At 70.4% G+C, this 22,370-nt stretch carries 16 protein-coding genes; 9 read left to right on the top strand and 7 right to left on the bottom strand.

Annotation, left to right across the window (positions count from 1 at the left end; all coding sequences use genetic code 11):
* The first annotated feature begins 111 nt into the window (after positions 1–111).
* Positions 112–1,998, top strand: a complete 1,887-nt coding sequence (locus tag ACZ7CH_RS35625) for an ATP-binding domain-containing protein (RefSeq protein WP_470375953.1) — start codon at positions 112–114, stop codon at positions 1,996–1,998.
* Here ACZ7CH_RS35625 and cutA read toward each other — a convergent pair.
* Both cutA and add read right to left on the bottom strand, forming a co-directional pair.
* Positions 1,981–2,295: a divalent-cation tolerance protein CutA gene (gene cutA / locus ACZ7CH_RS35620; RefSeq protein ID WP_470375952.1), complete on the bottom strand. Its 315-nt coding sequence runs from the start codon at positions 2,293–2,295 to the stop codon at positions 1,981–1,983. The genes ACZ7CH_RS35625 and cutA overlap by 18 nt on opposite strands.
* Complete coding sequence (gene add, locus ACZ7CH_RS35615) at positions 2,292–3,293, bottom strand: adenosine deaminase (RefSeq protein ID WP_470375951.1); 1,002 nt, start codon at positions 3,291–3,293, stop codon at positions 2,292–2,294. Before add ends, cutA begins: the two co-directional genes overlap by 4 nt.
* Positions 3,294–3,400: 107 nt before the next feature.
* Here add and ACZ7CH_RS35610 point away from each other — a divergent pair, with 107 nt between their 5' ends.
* Both ACZ7CH_RS35610 and ACZ7CH_RS35605 read left to right on the top strand, forming a co-directional pair.
* The gene (locus ACZ7CH_RS35610; RefSeq protein ID WP_470375950.1) at positions 3,401–5,200 is read left to right on the top strand and encodes a Xaa-Pro dipeptidyl-peptidase; all 1,800 of its coding nucleotides are present in this window, start codon (positions 3,401–3,403) and stop codon (positions 5,198–5,200) included.
* A 166-nt stretch (positions 5,201–5,366) separates the two neighbouring features.
* Positions 5,367–6,410 (top strand): DUF4192 domain-containing protein, encoded by a 1,044-nt coding sequence (locus ACZ7CH_RS35605; RefSeq protein WP_470375949.1) that lies wholly within the window; start codon positions 5,367–5,369, stop codon positions 6,408–6,410.
* On the opposite strand, the gene ACZ7CH_RS35600 is transcribed toward ACZ7CH_RS35605, so the two are convergent.
* From ACZ7CH_RS35600 to ACZ7CH_RS35585, 4 genes are read right to left on the bottom strand one after another with little or no spacing between them, the layout of a single operon-like run.
* Positions 6,380–8,383 (bottom strand): S9 family peptidase, encoded by a 2,004-nt coding sequence (locus tag ACZ7CH_RS35600; RefSeq protein WP_470375948.1) that lies wholly within the window; start codon positions 8,381–8,383, stop codon positions 6,380–6,382. The genes ACZ7CH_RS35605 and ACZ7CH_RS35600 overlap by 31 nt on opposite strands.
* A 6-nt stretch (positions 8,384–8,389) precedes the next feature.
* Positions 8,390–9,352 carry a UDP-glucose 4-epimerase GalE gene (galE, locus tag ACZ7CH_RS35595; protein WP_470375947.1) on the bottom strand — a complete coding sequence of 321 codons (963 nt, stop codon included), beginning with the start codon at positions 9,350–9,352 and terminating at the stop codon, positions 8,390–8,392.
* A gap of 36 nt (positions 9,353–9,388) precedes the next feature.
* Positions 9,389–10,567, bottom strand: a complete 1,179-nt coding sequence (gene galK / locus ACZ7CH_RS35590; protein WP_470375946.1) for a galactokinase — start codon at positions 10,565–10,567, stop codon at positions 9,389–9,391.
* Positions 10,564–11,259 carry a metal-dependent transcriptional regulator gene (locus ACZ7CH_RS35585; RefSeq protein WP_360398398.1) on the bottom strand — a complete coding sequence of 232 codons (696 nt, stop codon included), beginning with the start codon at positions 11,257–11,259 and terminating at the stop codon, positions 10,564–10,566. Before ACZ7CH_RS35585 ends, galK begins: the two co-directional genes overlap by 4 nt.
* A gap of 77 nt (positions 11,260–11,336) precedes the next feature.
* Here ACZ7CH_RS35585 and ACZ7CH_RS35580 point away from each other — a divergent pair, with 77 nt between their 5' ends.
* Entirely contained in the window at positions 11,337–12,185 is an 849-nt protein-coding gene (locus ACZ7CH_RS35580; RefSeq protein WP_470375945.1) for a sulfurtransferase, read from the top strand.
* 32 nt (positions 12,186–12,217) lie between these two features.
* On the opposite strand, the gene ACZ7CH_RS35575 is transcribed toward ACZ7CH_RS35580, so the two are convergent.
* The gene (locus tag ACZ7CH_RS35575) at positions 12,218–12,826 is read right to left on the bottom strand and encodes a DUF3558 domain-containing protein (RefSeq protein ID WP_470375944.1); all 609 of its coding nucleotides are present in this window, start codon (positions 12,824–12,826) and stop codon (positions 12,218–12,220) included.
* A gap of 152 nt (positions 12,827–12,978) precedes the next feature.
* On the opposite strand from ACZ7CH_RS35575, the gene ACZ7CH_RS35570 reads away from it, so the two are divergent.
* The 5 genes from ACZ7CH_RS35570 to ACZ7CH_RS35550 all read left to right on the top strand — a co-directional run bounded on the left by ACZ7CH_RS35570 (position 12,979) and on the right by ACZ7CH_RS35550 (position 22,223).
* The gene (locus tag ACZ7CH_RS35570) at positions 12,979–14,151 is read left to right on the top strand and encodes an acetoin utilization protein AcuC (protein WP_458433698.1); all 1,173 of its coding nucleotides are present in this window, start codon (positions 12,979–12,981) and stop codon (positions 14,149–14,151) included.
* Between the two features lie 5 nt (positions 14,152–14,156).
* The gene (locus ACZ7CH_RS35565) at positions 14,157–16,799 is read left to right on the top strand and encodes a bifunctional acetate--CoA ligase family protein/GNAT family N-acetyltransferase (RefSeq protein ID WP_458433697.1); all 2,643 of its coding nucleotides are present in this window, start codon (positions 14,157–14,159) and stop codon (positions 16,797–16,799) included.
* Between the two features lie 195 nt (positions 16,800–16,994).
* Positions 16,995–17,780: a glutamate ABC transporter substrate-binding protein gene (locus ACZ7CH_RS35560; protein WP_360398388.1), complete on the top strand. Its 786-nt coding sequence runs from the start codon at positions 16,995–16,997 to the stop codon at positions 17,778–17,780.
* 31 nt (positions 17,781–17,811) lie between these two features.
* Positions 17,812–18,579, top strand: coding sequence for a GntR family transcriptional regulator (locus ACZ7CH_RS35555; RefSeq protein WP_470375943.1), 768 nt, complete (start codon positions 17,812–17,814; stop codon positions 18,577–18,579).
* A 38-nt stretch (positions 18,580–18,617) separates the two neighbouring features.
* Entirely contained in the window at positions 18,618–22,223 is a 3,606-nt protein-coding gene (locus ACZ7CH_RS35550) for an AAA family ATPase (RefSeq protein WP_470375942.1), read from the top strand.
* The last annotated feature ends 147 nt before the right edge of the window (positions 22,224–22,370 follow it).

The following is a 22,370-nucleotide window of genomic DNA, read 5'->3' as shown; positions in this document are numbered from 1 at the left end:
ACCTCTCTGTATGAAAAGCTCGACCAGGAACGGAACAAAGCGGCCGCCGATCTTGCGGCCGCCCTGCGGGATACCCACACCGGACGGCTGGACCGTGAAGCCAGCGTCCAGGTGCTGACCAGGCAGATCGGCAAGTACCGCGCAGCGGAGGACGGTCTGTGCTTCGGCCGGACCGACTCGGAGAACGGCGAAAGCACCTACATCGGGCGCGTCGGCCTGTTCGACGACGAGTTCCAGCCGCTGTTGCTGGACTGGCGCGCGCCGGCGGCACGGCCGTTCTACACCGCGACCGCCGCGAATCCGGAAGGCCTCGTGTTGCGCCGCCACTTCCGCGTCCGCGACCGGGAGCTGCGCGATTTCCACGACGACGAGCTGCTGGCCGACGCGACCGCATTGCTCGACGCCCTCAACGCGCCGCGGACCGCGACGATGCGCGACATCGTCTCGACCATCCAGGCCGAGCAGGACGAGATCATCCGTTACTCCGGCCCCGGCGTGCTGGTGATCGAAGGCGGCCCCGGCACGGGCAAGACCGCGGTCGCGCTGCACCGCGTCGCGTACCTGCTGTACACGCGCCGCGAGCGCCTTTCCCGCCACGGCGTCCTGATCGTCGGACCGAACACCGGTTTCCTGCACTACGTCAGCGACGTGCTGCCATCGCTGGGGGAGACCGACGTCGTGTTCGCAACACCCGGCGAGCTCTACCCCGGAGTGGTCACCGACGTCGAGGACACCCCGTCGTTGCAACGCCTCAAAGGCCATATATCAGTGCTGGACCTGCTGGCCGTCGCCGTGGCCGACCGGCAGGAGCTTCCCGACGAGCCCATCGAAATCGAGCTCGAAGACGTCGTCGTCCCCCTCGACGCGCACGTCGCCGCCGTCGCACGCGAGAAGACGCGGTACTACGAGCTACCGCACAACGCGGCGCGCAAGTACTTCTTCCTCGCTCTCGCCGAAGAGCTCGTCGCCCCGGCGATGAAGCTGATCGGCGTCGACTGGCCCGAGATCGAGGAGGACGTGCGGCACGAGCTGCGCCACAGCACGGCATTGCGCGACGCCGTCGACCGGTTGTGGCCGGAGCTCACACCCGAGCAGCTGCTCGCCGACCTGTACGCGGGCCGGTGCTACCGCATCGGCGCACCCGAGCTGTACCGCGAAGCCGCCGACACGTGGACGGTGTCCGACGTGCCGCTGCTCGACGAGCTCGCCGACCTGCTCGGCTCGGACGGCTCAGCCGAACGCGCGGCACGGCGGGAGGAAGAGGAAGGACTTGCCTACGCCCGCGGTGTCATGGACGTGCTGTCGATCGATGAACGCGCCGACGACGACGAGTACATCGTCACCGACTTCGTCAACGCCGAGACGCTCGCGTACCGGCACGAGGCACGCGACCACCGCACTCTCGCCGAACGAGCTGCCGACGACCGCACCTGGACCTACGGCCACGTCGTCGTCGACGAGGCACAGGAGCTGTCCGCAATGGACTGGCGCGTCCTGCTCCGCCGTTGCCCCAACAGGTCGATGACCGTCGTCGGCGACCTGGCGCAACGCCAAGCCGCAGGCGGCGCCCGCAGCTGGGGCTCGGTGTTCGACCGCTTCACCTACCGCAGGCTGGAGGTCAACTACCGCACTCCCGGCGAGATCATGGCCGTCGCCACCCCGGTGCTGAAGCTCGTCGACCCCGACGCCGCCGCACCGACGTCAGTGCGCAGCACCGGCGTCCGCCCCTGGGCCCGCCGCGTCACCGACCTCTCGGCGGCGGTCCGCGACGAGCTCGACGCACACGCCGAAGCTCTGCCCGGCCGCACGATCGCCGTGATCGGCGACGGCTGGATGCCGCCGAGGTCGTCCAAGGGGCTGGAGTTCGACGTCGTCATCGTCGTCGAACCGCAGCTCATGACCCCGAGCGAGCTGTACGTGGCGTTGACGAGGGCGACGCAACGACTCGGCGTCCTGCACACCGAGCCGCTCCCGCGTCACCTACGAAGTCTCCTCTGAGACCCAGCGGAGGTAGTCGTCGTTGCCCCCGACGACGGGGGTGACGACGACCTCTGGCACGTCATAGCTGTGCTGGTTCTTGAGGTGCGCGACCAGCTCGTCGACGCGAGCGGCAGAGGTTTTCACGACGCACTGCCACTCGTCGTCGACGCGCACCTCACCGTCCCACCGGTAGACGCTGCGGATCGGCACGATCTGCACACACGCGCCCAGCCGTGCCTCGACGACCCCTCTCGCCAACGACTCCGCCGCCTCGGCGGAGTCCACGGTCGTCGTCACCACGTTCACGGCGTTCATACGGCGTCGATCTCCTTCAACAGCTGCTTCTTCAACGCATCCGGCGCGAACGACGCCCGGACTCCCGCTCGCGCCAGCTCCGCGAGCTCATCGCGCCCGAACCCGAACCGCTCGTGGCACACCAGGTACTCGCGGTCGAGGTCGGTGTGGAACATGCCGGGGTCGTCGGTGCTGACCGTCACCGGCACCCTGGCCTCCACCAACCGCGGCAACGGGTGCTCGTCCAGCGACGCGACCGCGCCGGTCCGGATGTTCGACGTCGGGCACACCTCCAGCACGACGCCCTCGCCGACGAGGTACCGCAGCAGCTCCGGGTCCTGCACCGCGCTGACGCCGTGCCCGATCCGCTCGGCACGCAGGTCCCGCACCGCGGCCCAGATCTCGCTGGGCGGCATCGTCTCGCCGGCGTGCGGCACCATGTGCAGCCCGGCATCACGCGCCATCGCGAACGCCTCGCGGAACCTCGTCCGCGGCGAGTCCGCCTCGAACCCGCCGAGCCCGAACCCGACCAGCCCCTCCGGCCGGTGCTCGGTGGCGAACCGCGCGCTCGTCATGCCCCAGTCGCGATCCCAGATGCCGGGCACGTCGAAGATCCACTGCAATGTCACGCCGTGCAGCTCCAACGCCTCAGCCCGTCCTGCGGCCAACGCTTCGACGAGCTCGTCGGGCGCGATGCCGGCCCGCAGGTGACTTGTCGCACTCACGGTGACTTCCGCGTACCGGACGTTGGTCCGCGCCGCGTCACGCGCGTACCCGACGACCAGCGTGCGAACGTCCTCACCGGTCGTAACGAGGTCGTTGACGATGCCGTACACGGTGATGAAGTGCCGGAAGTCCGTGAACTCGTAGAACTTCCGCAGCTCGGCCTCGTCGGTCGGAACCGGACCGCCTGGGTGGTTGCGGGCGAGCGCGAGGACGGTGTCGACGGAAGCCGCGCCCACGAGGTGGACGTGCAGCTCGGCCTTCGGCAACGCGTGGACGAAGTCGGAAATGGGCACGGTCCATGCTCTCAGGTCAAGAGCCGTTCGACGGGTGACATGTCTTGCAGTCACGGGGAAGGGTGCAGGGCGAATCCCTGTCCCCGGCTTCGCATTGGGGGTGCCTCGTGAGGGGCGCACGAAGAGTCGCACTGCTGACCGCGGTGCTAGTTCTGCCGTTCCTGCCCGCCACGGCCACCGCTGCCGAGGGGCCGGTGTTCAAGGACGGCGAGGCGCAACCCGTCTTCGACCCGAAGGACGTGGTCAAGGAGAGCCTCTGGGTCCGCGCACCGGTCGACAGCGACCGCGACGGCAAGGACGACGAGGTCTACACCGAGGTCGTCCGGCCGCGCGCCACCGAACGAGGGCTCAAGGTCCCCGTCGTCTACATGGTCAGCCCGTACTTCTCCGGCGGCAACGACGTTCCCAACCACAACGTCGACGTCGAGCTGTACGTCCCCGACAAGCGCAACGGCCGTCTGCTCAAGGCCTCCTCCGACGAACGCGTCACCGCGGCCCTCGGTCCCAACCCGATCACGTCGGGTCGTTACGAGGCCTACTTCATCTCACGCGGCTACGCCGTCGTGTACGCCGAGTCGCTCGGCACCGGCAAGTCCACGGGGTGCCCGACGACGGGCGACGTCAACGAGACGATCGGCGCGCGTGTCGTCGTCGACTGGCTCAACGGCCGTGCGTCCGCACGCACCGCCACGGGCGAGGCGATCAAGGCGACGTGGTCGACCGGCAAGACCGGCATGATGGGCGTCTCCTACAACGGAACGCTGCCTAACGCGGTCGCCTCCACCGGCGTCCGCGGCTTGGAAGCGATCGTGCCGATCGCCGCGATCTCCAGCTGGTACGACTACTACCGCGCGGACGGCGCCGTCGTCGCCCCCGGCACGTTCCAGGGCGAGGACGCCGACGTGCTCGCGGACTACGTCTACACCCGCGAGGACCGCGAGATCTGCAAGCCGATCATCGCCGAGATCGCCAAGGACCAGGACCGCATCACCGGCGACTACAGCCGGTTCTGGGACAAGCGCAACTACCTCAACGACGTCCACAAGGTGCGTGCGGCCGTCCTCGCCGTCCACGGGCTCAACGACTGGAACGTCAAGATGACGCACGTCGAGCAGTGGTACTCGGCGCTGAAGAAGGTCGGTGTGCCGCACAAGATCTGGCTGCACCAGTCCGGCCACACCGACGCCGACACGCTCCGCTCGGTCGAGTGGCGCCGCACCCTCAACCGCTGGTTCACCCAGTACCTGTGGGGCCACCGCAACGGCATCGACAAGGAGCCGCGCGCGACGATCCAGCGCGAGGACAAGACGTGGGTCGACGAGAAGGACTGGCCGGCACCCGGCACGTCCGACGTGCGGCTGCGGCTGTCCGCGGGCGGACCGGCCAAGGGCGGCCTCGGCCTGCGACCCGGCCACGGCGTGGAGAACCTGACCGACGACGCGACGAAGACAGCGGAGTCGTTGATCGACCAGGCCACCTCGCCGAACCGCCTGTCCTACGCGACCGAGCCGACGCAGAAGCCGTTGCGCCTGTCCGGCAAGTCGACCGCGCACCTGCGGGTCGCGTTCGACCGTCCCGCCGCCAACGTCACGACGCTGCTCGTCGACCGTGCTCCGGACGGCAAGTCGCACGTCATCACCCGCGGCTGGACCGACCCGCAGAACCGCGAACGCCCCGACAAGACCTCGCCGGTCAAACCCGGCAAGTTCTACGACGTCGACGTGCCGATCGTGCCGGACGACTACGTCCTGCAGGCCGGGCACCGGCTCGAGTTCGTGCTGATCTCCAGCGACTACGACTACACGCTGCGCCCGAAGCCGGGGGCCGGCCTCTCGCTGGACCTCGCCAGGACCTCGGTCGAACTGCCGGTCGTCGGCGGCTGGCGCGCGTTGTTCCAGACGTTCTGAGCTGTGGTGCCGCGCTTCGGTCTCGTGAGGGGCTGAAGCGCGGCACGATAGCACTCACTCCCGAACCCGAGCGCCCCAAGATCTCAACCTGTCCACAACTCACGAGTAATCCACAGCTTCCACAACAGCGAAGCCCCACAGCCCAGCCACCCGCCACAGTGGCACCATGCCCACAACCCTCCCCAAACCGATCCGCCTCCGCGCCCCCGGCGACCTCTACGCGGCCATCCCGCACCTGATGGGTTTCCACCCGACGGAGTCGCTCGTCGTGCTGGTCCTGCGGGACGGCGCGGTCTCCATGACCATGCGCGTCGACCTGCCCCGCCCGCGACATAGAGGGCTTCTGGTGGCCCAGCTGGAAATGCCGCTCCTGGAGCAAGGCGCGGAGGGCGTGATCCTCGCGGTCATCAGCGCACCCTCCGAGCATATGCCGGAGGAGCTTCCGCACGAGCCGCTGATCACCGCACTTGCGAACAGCCTCGGCGGGCACGGTATCGATGTCCTCGAAGCCGTGTGGCTGCACGCGTGCGAGAAGGACGCACCGTGGTACTGCTACTTCGACCTCGACTGCCACGGGCGGCTGCCGGACCCGCAGGTGTCCGCAGTGGCCGCGGCGTGCGCGAGCGACGGCAACGTGACGTTCGAGTCGCGCGCCGCGCTGGCAGCGGTGGTCACACTCGACTCGGTGGAGGCCCGCGAACGCAGGTCCGTGCTGCTCGACGAGCTCATGAACACCGAGGAACCGCCTGAGCCGGCAGCGGAACTCCGTCGCGTGCGTGCCGCGATCGACGCCTCGGACCAACGCAAGGGACCGTTGCCCGACGCGGAGATCGTCGCGTTGAGCAGAGCCCTGGCGCATCCGGAGGTGCGTGACGCCTGCCTGTCGTACGCGGTGCAGAACAACGCCAGGGCGGCCGAACGGCTGTGGCTCGACCTCACGAGGTCCTGCCCGTCACCGGAACGCGCGGAACCCGCGTGTCTCCTGGCGTTCTTCGCCTACCACCGCGGCGACGGCGGACTCGCGTCGGTCGCGCTCGACGTAGCCGAAGAAGCCTGCTTCGGCCACGCGCTGGCGCGGCTGTTGCGCGGCGCACTGAGCGCCGCGCTGCCTCCCGAAGAGCTCAAGACGCTGGCGGACAAGGCAGTCCTGAACGCCCGCAAGCTGCTCTCCGCGGGAACTCAGAGCAGCTCCGGCCGCTCCCACTCCTGATCGAGGACGTGCTCGGCCAGGAACGCCCACACCGTCTCGTACCAGACCCGAGAGTTCCCGGGGGTGAGAATCCAGTGGTTTTCCGTAGGAAAGTAAAGGTACTTCGCGGTGATGCCGTGCCGGACCAGGTCGAAGTACAGCCGCTGCCCCTCGCCGATGGGGACCCGGTAGTCCTTGTCCCCGTGGATGACGAGCATCGGCGTCTTGATGTCGGCGACCCGCAGGTGCGGGGAGTTGGCGAGGACCCGCTCGGGCCGGGTGATGGGGTCACCCATCTCCCGCATCCAGAAGTACGAGTCGTCGGTGGCGCCGGAGAACGCGTCGAGGTGCCACAGCGAGGCGTGGGTGACGATCGCGCGGAACCGGTCGGTCTGGGTGGCGATCCAGTTGGCCATGTAACCGCCGAAGGACCCGCCCATGGCGGCGGTGCGCGAGCCGTCGATCTCGGGCCGCTCGACGGTCACGTCGGTGATGGCCATGAGGTCGGTGTAGGGCTCGGCACCCCAGCGACCCCAGCCGGCCGCGATGAAGTCGGGCCCGTACCCCGTGGACAGCGCGGGGTCGGGCAGCAGGACGGCGTAGCCGCGGGCGGCCATGAGCCACGGGTTCCAGCGCCACGTCCAGCCGTTCCAGCTCATCACGGGTCCACCGTGGACCCAGAGCAGCAGCGGGGCGGGGGAGTCCGCGGAGGCACCGTCGGGCAGCACCAGCCAGGCGCGGACGGTCCTGCCGTCGGCCACGACGGTGGAGACCTCGGTGAGCGTGCCGGGCACCGAGGTCAGGGCACCGGGGGCGGGCAGCCGCGCCGGGTCCTGGTCAGCTCCGGTGCTGGCGAACCGCACGGGCTGTGGCGGGTGGTCGACCGAGTTGCGCAGTGCGTACAGCGTCTCGCCGTCCGGGCTCACGACCACGTCGCTGTAGTAACCCGAGAGCGTCAGCTTCGTGACCTCGCCCGTGGCGAGGTCGAGCCGCCACACCGGCTGGTGCCCGAGGTGGCTCGCGACGAAGAAGACGGCCGAGGAGTCGGGGCTCACCACCGGGTGCGCCGGTTCTTCCTGGAAGTCCGGCGCCAGTGGCGTGATCGAGTCGTCGGCGAGATCGATGCGCACCAGGCTGCTGCGGTACGGCGCGTCCGCGGTGGACTCGCGGAACCGGATGGCGATCACGGCCGAGGAGTCGTGGGTGAACGCGGCGTCGAAGAACGAGAAGCCTTCCTCGGAGGCGATGACCCGCGAGGAGCTGCCGTCGGTGGCGACGAGCCGCAGCTCGGTCCGGCGGCCGTAGGCGGCACTGACGTCGACGGCGTACCCGTGGACGGCCCACCTGCCGTCGGGGCTGAGCGCGATGTCCTCGTCGCTCAGCCTGCTCTCGGAGTCGTCGCTGAGGGCGGTGACGTGCTCGGCAGCCGGGCGCTCCAGCGGGACGGAGAACAGCCGCGGGTAGCTGGGGCCGAGGTCGGAGTCCCAGTACCGGATCGGGTAGGACTCGTGCAGGATCGCCGTCACTCCAGCGTCCTCGCGGGCCTTGCGCTTGGCGTCGTCTTCGCCGCCGAACTCCGCGAGGCGGTGCGCGTACGACGTCAGCAGCAGCGTCTCGCCCGCGACACGCACCTGGCCGACCCCACCGCCGGGCCGCAGCACCTCGGCGGCCTCGCCGCGGACCGGCAGCCTCCACAGCGCCGTCTTGTCCTTGGCCTCATCCGGTTTCGTGAGCGGGTCCGGGCGCTTCGACAGGAACAGCAGCGAACCGTCCGGCGCGAAGACCGGCGCGGCGTCGCTCTTCGTGGAGTAGGTGAGGCGGGTGGCGTCCCGCTCACCGGTGGGGTCGATCTCCCAGAGGGCGCCCTGCCAGGTCTTGCCGTCCGGCGCGAGCGAGGAGACGACGGTGACGAGCCGCGTGCCGTCCGGGGACAGCGCGAGCGACGCGAGCCGCGGGGTGGAGTTGTAGCTCTCGAAAGAGGCGAAGTCGGTCATCGTGGTTCAGGCTCCGTGTCGGGCGCGGGTGAACTCCCACGCGTCGCGGACGATGCCGGCGAGGTCGGCGCGCTCGGGCTTCCACCCGAGCTCGGTGCGGGCCCGCTCGGCGGAGGCGACGAGAACAGCAGGGTCTCCTGCCCGCCGCGGTGCGACGACTGCGGGGATCGGGTGGCCGGTGACCTCGCGGCACGTGTCGATGACCTGCTTCACCGAGAAGCCCATGCCGTTGCCGAGGTTGTAGATCCGGTGCTCGCCGGCAGTAGCGTGGTCGAGCGCCAGGAGGTGGGCGTCGGCGAGGTCCGTGACGTGGATGTAGTCGCGGACGCAGGTGCCGTCCTCGGTCGGCCAGTCCTCGCCGTAGATCGAGATGTGCTCCCGCTGACCGAGCGCGACCTGCAGCACGAGCGGGATCAGGTGGGTCTCGGTCGCGTGCCGCTCGCCGATGCTGCCGTAGGCGCCGGCGACGTTGAAGTACCGCAGGCTCGTCGCGGCCAGCCCGTGGGCGGCGGCGTACGACGTGATCGCGTGGTCGATGGCCAGCTTGGTGGCGCCGTAGGTGTTGGTGGGCTGCGTGGGCGCGGTCTCGGGGATCGGCACCTCCCGCGGCTCGCCGTACGTCGCGGCAGTCGAGGAGAAGACGAGCTTCGGCGTGCCGTGCTCCTTCATCGCGGTGAGCAGGCGAACCGCGGTGAGGACGTTGCCCGTCCAGTACTTCCCGGGGTCCTGCATGGACTCACCGACGAGGGACTTGGCGGCGAAGTGCAGCACACCGTCGAAGCCCTCGGCGAGGACGTCGCCGATCACCTCGGCGATGTCACCCCGCACGAAGCGCGCACCCGCGGGAACGGCGTCCTCGTGGCCGGTGGAGAGGTCGTCGAGCACGACCACCTCGTGCCCAGCTTCGAGCAGGCGCGCAGCGCAGACGCTGCCGACGTAGCCGGCCCCGCCCGTCACGAGCAGCTTCACCACAGTCCTCGCAATCCTCGTCAAGATCGGTTTCCGCTACCTGTCCCGGCCCGCGCCCGCGGAGGGAACCGCCGTGAAAAGTCGCGGCCGCACGAGCGAGCGCGCGGCGAAGGCGGCGAGCACGGCCCGCTCGACCGCGTTGTGCCGTTCGACGGGCACGAGGGCGATCGCGGAACCGCCGAAGCCGCCGCCGGTCATCCGGGCGCCGAGCGCCCCGGCCGCCCTCGACGCCTCGACCGCGACGTCGAGTTCGAGGCAGGAGACTCGGTAGTCTTCGTCAAGGCTCACGTGCGACGCCGAAAGAAGAGGGCCGATCTCGGCGAGCCGGCCCGCGCGAAGCAGGTCGACGGTCCGCAGGACGCGGTCGTTCTCGGTCACCACGTGCCGCACCAGCGGACGCAGCTCTTCGGGCAGCCGGACGAGCGCGTCGTCGAGCTCGGTGATGTCCACGTCGCGCAGCGCGGGAACGCCGAGGATGCCGGCGGCCCGCTCGCAGCCCGCCCGCCGGGCGCCGTAGCCGCCGTCGACGTGGGAGTGGCTGGCGCGGGTGTCGATGACCAGCACCTCGAGGCCGCTGGCGGCGGCGTCGAACGCGACCTGCTCCGACTTGCCGGAGCGTACGTCGTAAAACAGTGCGTGCGCTTCGATGCAGGACAGCGATGCCGTCTGGTCCAGGATGCCGGTCGGCGCGCCCACGAAGTCGTTCTCCGACCGCTGTACCCAGCGCGCGATGTCCGGCCGTTCGGCGGTCACGTCCGCCAGGCCCAGCAGCGCGAGCGCGACTGCGCATTCAAGGGCGTGCGAGGACGACAGGCCCGCGCCGGCGGGCACGTCGCCCGCGATCACGAGGTCCGCTCCTGCGGTCACCGGGAGGCCCTGTTCGCGCAGGGCCCAGGCGACGCCGCCGGGGTACGCGGCCCACCCGCGGATGGTGCGGGGAGTTAGGTCGGCGACCGCGATCGGCGCCGCGTGCTGCACCCCGCCGTCGTCGCCCAGCGTGCTGACAGCAAGCACACCGTCGGCACGGGGTGACGCCGCGACCGCGGTGCGGTGGGGCAGGGCGAACGGCAGCACGTAGCCGTCGTTGTAGTCGGTGTGCTCGCCGATGAGGTTGACGCGGCCGGGAGCCGACCAGACCCCGTGAGGTGCACGTCCGTGCAGGCGGTGGAACGTCTCCGCCGCCTTGGCGGCCGGAGTCGTCGTCGCCTGGGTCACCGGGCGAGCACCAGCACGGCGTGGGCGACCGCCGGGTCGAGTTCGGCCAGGTTGCCGTTCGGGCCGCGCACCTGGATGACCTTGGCGTTGCCGAGCGACTCCACCTGGACGGTGCCGCCGGGGATGACGCCGGCCTCCTTCAGTTCGGCCATCAGGTCCGGGTCGAGCTGGACGTGCTCGGCGATGCGGCGCACCTCGACGGGGCCACCGCCGCGGCGGGCCACCTCGTCGATGCGCACGAGGTCCGCCTCGGCGGGCGGGGCGGGCTCGCCGTCGCCCAGCTTGTCGAGACCGGGGATGGGGTTGCCGTAAGGGGAGGTGGTGGGGTTGCCGAGGAGTTTGATGAGTTTGCGTTCGACCGCTTCGCTCATGACGTGTTCCCAGCGGCAGGCCTCGCTGTGGACGTGCTCCCACTCGAGCCCGATGATGTCCACGAGGAGGCGCTCGGCGAGCCGGTGCTTGCGCATGACGGCGATCGCCAGGTTGCGGCCCTGGTCGGTGAGTTCGAGGTGACGGTCTTCCGCCACGACGACCAGGCCGTCGCGCTCCATGCGGCCGACGGTCTGGCTCACGGTCGGTCCACTTTGGCCGAGGCGCTCGGCGATGCGGGCGCGCAGGGGCACCACGCCTTCTTCTTCGAGCTCGTAGATCGTGCGGAGATACATCTCCGTGGTGTCGATGAGGTCGTTCACACCCGCTCCCCTTCGTGTGGTGTCAATGGTAGTCGTGCCGGGGGACACAGGTGTCCGCGCGGTGCAGGATGTGACCCGTGCATGCCTTGATCACTCCTGAAGCCCTCGCTGACGCGCTGAGTGCGCGGCCGGCGGCCGTTGTGCTGGATGTCCGGTGGCGGCTCGGTGGGCCGCCCGGACGCCAAGACTACGAGGTCAGCCACGTGCCCGGCGCGGTGTACGTGGACCTGGACACCGAGTTGTCCGCCCCGCCTGGGGTGGGCGGCAGGCATCCGCTGCCCGATCCGGAGCGGCTGCAGGAGGTGCTGCGGCGTGCCGGGGTGAGTGAGGGTGGCCGGGTCGTGGCCTATGACGCGGGTGACGGTTCGGTGGCGGCGCGGGTGTGGTGGCTCCTGCGGTGGGCCGGGTTCAGGGACGTCGCGGTGCTGGACGGCGGGTTCGCCGCCTGGGAGGCGGCGGGGTTGCCGGTGAGCGCCGAGGAGGTCGTGCCGGAGGAGGGGGACGTCGTGGTGCGGGCCGGGCAGATGCCGGTGCTGGACGCGGACGGTGCGGCGGCGCTGGCGCGGGACGGGGTGCTGCTGGACGCGCGGGCGCCGCAGCGGTACCGCGGGGAGACCGAGCCCGTGGACCCGAAGGCGGGGCACGTTCCCGGGGCGCTCAACGCGCCGTCGGCCGGGCATGTCGGGGCCGACGGGCGGTGGCTCGGTGCGGAGGAACTGGCGGAGCGGTTCGCCGGGATCGGGGTGCCGGCGGAGGCGGGCGGTGCGGTGGCCGTCGGCGCGTACTGCGGGTCGGGCGTGACCGCGTCGTCCGTGGTGCTCGCGTTGGAGGTGGCGGGGATCACGTCGGCGGAGAAGCCGGCGGCGTTGTACGCCGGGTCGTGGTCGAACTGGTGTGCGTTGGACAGGGAGGTGGCGACGGGCTGACGGGTGACCAGCCGGAGGTGGCTGGTCCGGGGTCAGGCGTTCGGGATGCGGTCGAAGCCGGCGGTGGCGAGTTTCAGGGCGGCGCCGCAGGTGTCCAGTTCGTCGAGGGCGAGGACGCTCACCGAGAAGGCGGTGGTGATGGCGGTGGGGTCGTCGGTCAGCATGACGGTGACCTGGCAGTCCTCTTTGGAGGTGGCGACCTGCCAGGCGGTGTTGCCGCCGATCTCGATCTGCTTCTTCTCGCCCTCCTCGTCGACCACCTCGGGGACGGTGACCATCTGGGTCACCACCACGGAGGGGTTGGAGAGGGTGTGGATGCAGCCGCCGTCCGCCGCGGACTTGCCGCCGGTCGCGGCCTCGACGTCGGCGGCCTTGAGGACGCCGCAGGTTTCGAGGCTGGCGGTCTTCTTCTTGGTGGCGATCTTGATGTCGCCCGGTTTCGTCGGGGCGCTGCTGGTGGAGGGGGTCTTCTGCGTGGTGCTGGTGGACGGCTTCTTCGAGGTGGAGGCCGGGGCCTCCGGTTCGGGGGCCGCGTTGGTGTCGGCGACGGCCGAGCCCTTGACCTGCTCCGCGCAGCCCGTGGCGGCGGTGAGGACGAGGCCCAGTGCGAGGAGGAGGGCTGCTGCTGGTCGCGGGTGCATGTCGCCTCTGACCCCTGTTCGGTGGGTTCGGTTCCGGGGCCGTGGGGGGTTCACGCCCGGCGAGGGGACTGTAGGCGCCGGGCGGGGCACGGGCACACGGGGCGACCATGTTGTGATCACGGGTTGGGCCGATCGGTGGGTAGGTTGCAGGCATGGGTAAGCCAGCCGCTGTTGTCTGGGACAGGTCCTTCCTCGGGTACGACCTCGGTGGCGACCACCCGCTGAACCCCGTGCGGCTCGACCTCACGGTGCGGCTCGCGACGGCGCTCGGGGTGCTGCAGGACGTGGAGCTGCTCGTCCCGGAGCCGGCCGGCGACGAGGAGATCGAGCTGGTGCACCGGCCGGGGTACCTGAGCGCGGTGCAGGCGGCGCCCACCGCCGGGTGGGACGTGGGGCACGGGCTGGGGACGCCGGACAACCCGGTGTTCGAGCGGATGCACGAGGCGTCGGCGCTGGTGGTGGGCGGGTCGCTGAGGGCGGCGCGGGCCATCGCGAGCGGGGAGGCCGACCGGGCGGTCAACATCGCCGGTGGGCTGCACCACGCCATGCCCGACAGCGCGGCGGGGTTCTGCGTCTACAACGACTGCGCGGTGGCCATCGAGTGGCTGTTGCGCAACGGGGTCGAGCGCATCGCGTACGTGGACGTCGACGTGCACCACGGGGACGGGGTGCAGACGGCGTTCTGGGACGACCCGCGGGTGTTGACGGTGTCGTTGCACCAGCACCCGATGAGCCTGTGGCCGGGCACCGGCTGGGCCGGTGAGGTCGGCGGCGCGGGGGCCGAGGGGAGTGCGGTCAACGTGGCGTTGCCGGCCGGTACGAAGGACGGGGCGTGGTTGCGGGCGTTCCACGCGACGGTGCCGGCGCTGCTGACGGCGTTCCGGCCGCAGGTGCTGGTCACGCAGTGCGGTGTCGACACGCACAAGGAGGACCCGCTGGCGGACCTCGAGCTGAGCGTGGACGGGCATCGGGCCATCTACCAGGCGTTCCGCGAGCTGGTGACCGAGCACGGGTTCAAGTGGCTGGCGCTCGGCGGCGGCGGGTACGAGCTGCTGCGGGTGGTGCCGCGGTCGTGGACGCACCTGCTCGCGACGGTGCTGGACCGCGATGTGGACGTGCACCGGCCGTTGCCCGCGGAGTGGGTGGCGCACGCGACGCGCATCGCGCCCGGCTGGCCGCTGCCTGCGTCGATGACCGATGAGTGCGACCCTGGACACCAACCGTGGGGCGGGGACGCGGAGGAGCCGGTGGACCGGGCGATCCGCGAGACGCGTCGTGCGGTGTTCCCCCTGCACGGACTCGACCCGGACGACCCGAGGGACTGACACCAGTGGCCGACGACACGAACGGGCACAGGGATCCGTTCGACTTCCCGCGGCACTGGGAGGCCGACGTCGTCCTCAGCGACGGCGGCACCGTGCACCTGCGGCCGATCACGCCGGACGACGCCGAGCAGCTCAGGGAGTTCCACGGCAGGCTGTCCGAGCGGACGCGGTACTTCCGTTACTTCGGGCCCTACCCGCGGATCCCGCAGCGCGACCTCGAGCGGTTCAGCACGGTCGACCACCACGACCGGGTGGCGCTCATCGCGGTGCTCGGCGACGACATCGTCGCGGTCGGCCGGTTCGACCGGCTGCACCGCGGGGAGTCGGCGGAGGTCGCGTTCGTCGTCGAGGACGCGCACCAGGGGCGCGGGCTCGGCAGCATCCTGCTGGAGCACCTCGCGGCCGCGGCCAGGGAGGTCGGGCTCGCCCGGTTCGAGGCCGAGGTGCTGGCCGAGAACGGGCAGATGGTCCGGGTGTTCCGCGACGCCGGCTACCAGGTCAGCAGGGCGTTCGAGGAGGGCGTGCTGCACCTGGAGTTCGCGATCGACCCGACCGACGAGTCCGTCGCCGTCGCCAGAGCGCGCGAGCAGGCCGCCGAGGCGCGCAGCGTGCACAACCTGCTGCACCCGCGCAGCGTCGCGGTCATCGGGGCGTCCACCGACCCGACGAAGATCGGGCACGCGGTGCTCAAGAACCTGCTCGAAGCCGACTTCAACGGGCCCGTCTACCCGGTCAACGCCGAGCACCGCGCGGTGCGGGGCGTGCGGGCGTACCCGACCGTGCTCGACATCCCCGACGACGTCGACCTCGCCGTCGTCGCCGTACCGGCGGCCAGTGTCGACGAGGTCATGGACGGGTGCCTCGCGAAGGGTGTGAAGGCGCTGGTCGTCGTGTCGAGCGGCTACGGCGAGACGGGGCCCGACGGGCTGTCCGCCGAACGCCGGCTCGCGGCCGAGGCCAGGGCACACGGCATGCGGGTCGTGGGGCCCAACGCCCTCGGCGTGCTCAACCTCGACCCCAGGGTCCGCCTGAACGCGAGCCTCGCGCCGAAGCTGCCGGAGAAGGGCCGCGCGGGGTTCTTCTGCCAGTCCGGCGCGCTCGGCACGGCCATCCTCGCCAACGCCGCCGGCTGGGGCCTGGGGCTGTCGACGTTCGTGTCGGCGGGCAACCGGGCCGACGTCTCCGGCAACGACCTGCTGCAGTACTGGGAGACCGACCCCGCCACCGACGTCGTGCTGCTCTACCTGGAGTCCTTCGGCAACCCGCGCAAGTTCGCCCGGCTCGCTCGCAGGCTCGGCCGCACCAAGCCGATCGTCGCCGTGAAGTCCGGCCGGCACGCCGTCACGCCCGGCCTGGCCGCGACCGGCGTCAAGGTCGACGAGGCGAGTGTCCAGGCGTTGTTCGAGCAGGCCGGCGTGATCAGGGTCGACTCGCTGGCCCAGCTCTTCGACACCGCCCTGCTGCTGGCCCACCAGCCGCTGCCGAAGGGCAAGCGGGTCGCCGTCGTCGGCAACTCCACCGCCATCGGCCTGCTCGCCGCGGACACGCTGCTCGCCCAGGACCTCGCGCTCGCGGGCGACCCGGTCGACGTCGGCGCCCAGGCCACGCCGGAGGAGTTCGCGAAGGCCGTGCGGGAAGCCCTCGAACGGCCCGAGACCGACGCGCTGGTGGTCGTGTTCGTGCCGCCGGTGGCGGTTCCGGGCACCGCCTATGCCCGCGCGTTGAAAGAGGCCGCGCACCGCACGAAACCGATCGTGTCGACGTTCCTCGCGGTCGAAGGAATTCCCGAGGAGCTGAAGGTTCCCGGGAAAGGCTCCATTCCCAGTTACGCGAGCCCGGAACGCGCGGTTCTCGCATTGGCGCGAGCGGTTCGTTATGCACGATGGCGCGCCGCGCCCCAGGGCCACTTCATGCGGCCGGAAGGCATCGACGCGGCCGCGGCCAGATCCATTGTGGACGAGAGGATCGAGGCGACCGACCGCGCGATCGACGACCGCACGGCCGTCGAGCTGCTGAGGTGCTACGGCATCGACGTCGTCCCGTTCCGCATCGCCCACAGCGCGGAAGAGGCTGCTCAGGCCGCGGCCGGGCTCGGCTACCCGGTCGCGATGAAGGCCACCAGCGAACGGCTGCGCCACCGCACGGACCTGGTCGGCGTGCGGCTCGACATCGCCCAGGTGGAATCGGTCAAGGCCGCCTACCGGGACCTCGCGGCGCTGTCCGGCAAACCGGACGTGTACGTGCAACGCATGGCGCCCAAGGGAGTCAGCTGCGTCCTGGGCCTGCAGGACGACCCGAGCTTCGGCACGCTGGTCTCGTTCGGACTGTCCGGCGTCGTCAGCGACCTGCTCGGCGACCGGGCCTACCGGGCGGTACCGCTGACCGACACCGACGCGGCGGAGCTCGTCGCGGCACCGAAGGCGGCACCGTTGCTGACGGGCTACCGCGGCGACGAACCCGCTGACCTGAAAGCCCTCCAGGACCTGGTACTCCGTTTGGCGGCATTGGCGGAGGACCTGCCGGAGGTGCGTTCGCTGAAGCTCGAACCAGTTCTTGCTTCTGCCGCAGGCGCTTTCGTCAGCAGTGCCCGAATAGTGCTCGGACCTCCTCCTTCGTTGCACGACGCGGGTCCGCGGCGGCTGCGCTGACCCCGGTTACGGCAACGATTCCGCAGGTTTCATCCACGCTGAGGTATGGACATGCGTCCACGGGCCGCCTAGGTTTCCGACATCGCCGAGCGCACACAGGAAGTTGCATCGGCGCATGCCCGTGGAACCCAGCTGTAAGAGGGACGAATGACGCCGAGAGCGCTCCTCCGCCTGGTAGCGACGACATGTGCGGCCGTGCTGCTCCTGGCCTCGTGCGCGGGCAGTGACGAGTCCACGATGGTGGGCCGGGTCAGCAAGAACGAACGCATCGTCATCGCCGTGTCCTACGACCAGCCGGGCATGGCGGTGCGCCGGCTCGACGGCACCTACCGCGGGTTCGACGTCGACGTCGCGAAGTTCATCGCGAAGGAGATCGGCATCGACGAGCAGAACATCACCTGGAAGGAGGCGCAGCCCGGCAACCGGGAGACGCTGCTGACCACCGGTGAGGCCGACATGGTCGTCTCGACCTACTCGATCACGGAGAAGCGCAAGCAGGTCATCGACTTCGTCGGCCCGTACTTCGTCGCAGGCCAGGACCTCCTGGTGCGCCTGAACGAGAACCGCATCACCGGCCCGAAGTCGCTCAACGCGACCCTGCGGCTGTGCTCCACTGCCGGCTCCACGTCGGCGGCCTACGTGAAGGAGCAGTTCGCGAAGGACGTGAAGCTGGAGGAGTACGCCAAGTTCAGCGACTGCGTGACCGCCCTGCTGGCCAACAACGTCGACGCCGTCACGACCGACGACGTCCTGCTGGCGGGATACGCGGCGCAGAACCCGGAGCTGCTGCGGGTCGTCGGCGAGCCGTTCAGCAAGGAGGAGTACGGCGTCGGCCTGCGCCGCGACGACCCCGAGAGCAAGGCGAAGGTCCAGGCCGCGCTGCAGAAGATGATCGACACGGGAGCCTGGCGCAAGTCGCTGGAGGCCAACATCGGATCTTCCGGCTACAAGATCCCCGACCCGCCGAAGCTCGCGGCCTGATCACACGGGGCGTGACGTAGGCTCACGCCACGTGAACCGCGTCCCGCCGCACCGCGCTGATCGACCTGTTCGCGCGGGCATCCCAGAACACGGCCGAGTTCCGCGCTACTACGCGGTCAAGGCCGAGCTGTTCGACCTCGTCGAGACCCTCGGCGAAGGTACCGTGCTGCCGTCCGAACGCGAGCTCGCCGAACGGTTCTCCGTCTCGCGCGTCACGCTGCGCCAGGCCGTCAGCGAGCTCGTGCTCGAAGGCAAGCTCCTCCGCCGCCAGGGCAGTGGCACCTTCGTCGCCCCGCCCAAGCTCGTGCAACCGTTGTCGCTGGTCAGCTACACCGAGGGCATGCGAAGGCAGGGGGTGGAGCCCACCCGCACGGTGATGACGCTGGAGGAGCTCAGCGCCGACGAGGGCCTCGCCCGCGACCTGGTGCTCGAACCGGGCGAGAAGGTCGTCCACCTCGAACGCGTGCTGCTCGCCGACGACGAGCGCATCGGCCTGGAGTCGACCTACCTGAGCAGCCGCCGCTTCCCCGACCTGCTCGACAAGCTCGACCCGGGCGGCTCGCTCTACGCGTGCCTCACCGAACGCCTCGGCGTGCGCTTCGCCGAGGCAGAGGAACGCGTCGAGACGGTCCTCGCCACCCCGCGCGAGGCACTGCTGATCGGCACGAACCCCGCTTTGCCGATGCTGTTGCTGCACCGCGTGTCCTACGACGTGGAAGGCCATCCGATCGAACGCGCGCGCTCGCTGTACCGGGGTGATCGGTTCAGTTTCGTCGCACGCCTGCACGCAGACCGTTAGGAACGGAACAAATACATCTCCGCGAGCGTCTAGGGACCATGGCGCTGGAACCGGAGATCGGGCTCGTCGGCAGAGACGAGCTGACCAGACTGGTCGAGTCGCTGGTCGAACGTCGTGGCAACCACCCCCTGCCGGTGGTCGTCGCGTACGGTCCCGGCGGCAGCGGCAAGACCTCGCTGCTCGACCACGTCCGCAGGCGCTACCGCGAGGCCCCGGTCGCCCACGTCGACCTGGACAAGGCCGGCTCCCGCTCCTGCAAGGACATCCTCGACGTCGCCGCCGAGCAGCTGCGCTCCTACCGGCACGCCGACTTCGGCCGGATGCGGCTGCCGCGCTACGACCTCGCCCGTCTCGCGTTCCACGGCGAACCGGCCGACGACCCGCACCACCGCGCCCGCGAGCTCGCCGCCAAGCAGATGACCCGGCTGGTCGCGGTCGCCGACGCCGCGGAGGTCGTCGAGGTGCTGCCCCCGGCCCAGGGCCTGGGCAAGGTGCTGCGGCCGTTGCTGCTGTGGCTCATCGGTCTCGCGGTCGTCGCACCGCAGCCGCTGCGGTGGCTGCTCGGCGGGCCGCGGGTCGCGCGCGCCCTGCGGTGGTTCGAGAACCACACCGGCAAGGAGCTGAAGGGCGGGCACCGGCCCAAGTTCGACGCGGCGCTCGTGCACCTGTGGGGCCTGCACCGCTCCGGGGAGACGCTGGAGCTCGACCGGGTGCTGGTCGCCGCGTTCCTGGCGGACGTCCAGGCCGCGTACCGGTTCCGCCGCTACCGCAGGATGAACTCCCTGCTGCTGCTCGACGGCGCCGACCTGCTCGACGGCATCGACTCCTACCTGCCGCCGAAACGCCCGCGGCCCGCCGCGCGTCCCACCGACTTCCTGCACCTGCTCGCGGAACGCCGGCTCGTGCAACCGGACGTGCCGCTGCTCGTCATCGCGACGAAGCAGGCCGCCCCGCCGCTGCCCGAGGCCGAGCTCGACCACACGGCCTGGCTGGAACGGTGCGAGAACGAGCGGACCGCCCAGTCGATGTTCCTGCCGGTGCAGCTCAAGCCGTTCACACCGGAGCAGACGCGGCAGTTCCTCGCCGAGTGGAACCGGGCCCGCAACAGCACCGTGGAGTCCGAGGCGCTCGTCGAGGAGCTGCACGAGGTCACGCACGGGCACCCGCTCGCGGTCCGCCTGGCCATCCAGCTCGTCCAGTACATGTTCGCGCGCGACCAGGTGCTGCCGTCGGTGCGCGCGGTGTTCGACGAACGCCTGCCGGTCGACGAGACCACGACGTTCCAGGACGCCACGGTCGGCGACTACCTGCTGCTGCGGTTCTTCCAGCGGATTCCCGGTGCGGAGGAGATGCCGGAACGCCAGGCCGCCCGCGAGATCTTCGCCCGCCTGGCCGCGCCGCGCGTGCTGGACCGGCACGTGGTCCACGCGCTGCTGCCGCGGGAGTGGGACCGCGACAACATGCGCGCTCTGCTGGCACAGCTCAGTTTCGCGTCCCGCCACGGCGACGACTTCGTGCTGCACCCGCTGCTGCGCGACCTGCTCGCACGGCGGCTGCGGGAGGCACCGGACGGCGAGTTCTCGCACGTGGGCGTGCACCGGCTGCTGAAGGAGCGCTTCGACAGCCTTGGCCGCCGTGAGGACGCGCTCTACCACGCGCTCGCGCTCGGCGAGGTCCACTTCGTCGCACAACGGCTGCGGCCGCACGTCGACGAACGCGGTGACGGCTGGATCGCCGAGCTCGCCACCATCGCCGAGGCCCCGATGCCGCCGGGTGAGGGAGAAGAGCCACGTGAGGAGGAATCACGCGCGTGGTGGCAGCGGTTGCGCGGCACCAGCGCCCGCCGCACCCTGCACCGCCACGTCGACCGCGTCGTGCGCCCGGAGACCGCGCTGCTCGAAGACGCCGTCCTCGCGACGTGGGACCTGCGTTCCCGCAGCCGCACCGCGCGGCCGACCGTCGAGATGTACGACCGGGTGCTGCGCTCGCACCAGGAGCTCCACGGTCCCGAGGAACGCCTGACCTCCTACCGCGCGACGAAGAGGGCGCTTGAGCACAACACGCCCGCCTCACCGCCCGCGCCGCTGCCGCGCCAGTCCACCGTCGGCGTCCACCCGTACCCGCGGCACTGGCCCGGCCGCAACGGCGTGCGCCGCGTCGTCGTCTACCTCGTCGCGGTGCTGCTCGTGGGGTACGGCGCGGCGTTCTACCTCCAGAACAGCACGCACTGCCTGCGTTACGGCATCTACGAACCCGGTGAGCTCGTCGCCGACCTGTCCGGCCACCGCACCCGTCTGTCCAAAGTGGATGACGTGCAGTGCGTCGGGATGAGCGAGCGACCCGGCCGGTTCGCCCACGGCGACCCGACCCTGCAGAACAGCGACGACGCCGAGGTCGGCGAGCTGGCCCAGCTGATCGCCGACGAGAACGCCAGGGTCGCGAAGGCCAAGGACCGCCCCAGCGTCACGATCGTCGTCGCCACCATGCTCAGCTCCACGGAGCGGGTGAAGCGCGACCTGTCGGCCGGCGTGAACGAGCTGCGCGGCGCCTACCTCGCCCAGCACGAGTGGAACCAGCTCGACGGCATCGCCCGCAACCCGTTGGTGCGCCTGGTGCTCGCGAACTTCGGCGGCGAGTCGGCGCACGCGAGGGTGGTCGCCGAGCAGATCAAGACCTACGCCGAACGCGACCGCACCGTCGTCGCGGTGACCGGGCTCGGGCAGAGCCGCGTCTCCACCGCCGCGGCGCTGCAGGCGCTGGCACCCACGAAGGACCGCCAGGTCGGCGTCCCGATGGTCGGGTCGGCGCTGTCGTCGACGACCTACAGCCAGAAGCCGTACTTCTTCCGCATCGCGCCGTCCAACGACCGGCAGGCGGAGGTCGTCGCGCGGATCATCGAACGCACCGAGGCGTTGCGCGGCCGCCCGCTGCACCTCGTGCACAGCCCGGGAGACGAGTACAGCGCCGATCTGGCGCAGCTCTTCGAACGCCGGCTGCGTCCCAGGATGCACGGCTACGACGAGAGCACGACCGTGGCCGCGCAGCTCGCGCACGTCGTCATGGACATCTGCGGCAAGTCCCGCAACCCGCTCATCCTCTACACCGGCCGCACCGCGGAGATCGGCGGGCTGCTGACCGAGCTCAGCGGCAACGGCAACTGCCAGGACCCCGTCGTCTTCGGCGGTGACGACCTCACCCAGCTGGAGACGACGAACTTCGCGGACCTGGAGGGCGTCAAACAATTCGCCGACGGGAGGTTGTACTTCTCCACGTTCGCGTGGACGCCGAACATGGCGCAAGTTCCGCAAACGACGCAACAGTTCTTCCGGCTTTACGAAACAGCGCAGAACCGGCACGTGCGGCGCGCATTTCTTTCGGGCCCCAACGGACACATCCTCCTCGCCTATGACGCGGTGAAGGTCGTCGCGCGCGCCGCTGAACACGGTGAGGCCCGGCAGGCTGTTTTCCAGTACCTGCGTACTTTGCGTGACTTCGACGGCGCGTCCGGGAGGCTGACGTTCGCCCGGGACGACGCCAGCGGCACGTCCGGCTGCGACCCGGTCGACAAGCTGGTCGTCGCGCAGGTCGTCAAGCTGGACAACGGAGTTCTCGTGTCCCGGCACGTTGCGCACGAGGGCACGTGAACGGCAGGAGAAGTGACTGAAGGTCACCGGAATCCTGCCTGGGCCCGGGAAGATACCGCCCGTTCGCACTCGTTTCCGGGAAAGGCTGCGGAGGTACTGTTGACGGCACGAACTCAAGACGTCCGCAGCGGTGCGGAGGAGCGGGGG

The organism is Lentzea sp. NPDC037011, from assembly GCF_055607425.1.
The sequence above is the reverse complement of the archived record's forward strand: the minus strand, read 5'-3'. Positions and strand labels throughout refer to the sequence as shown.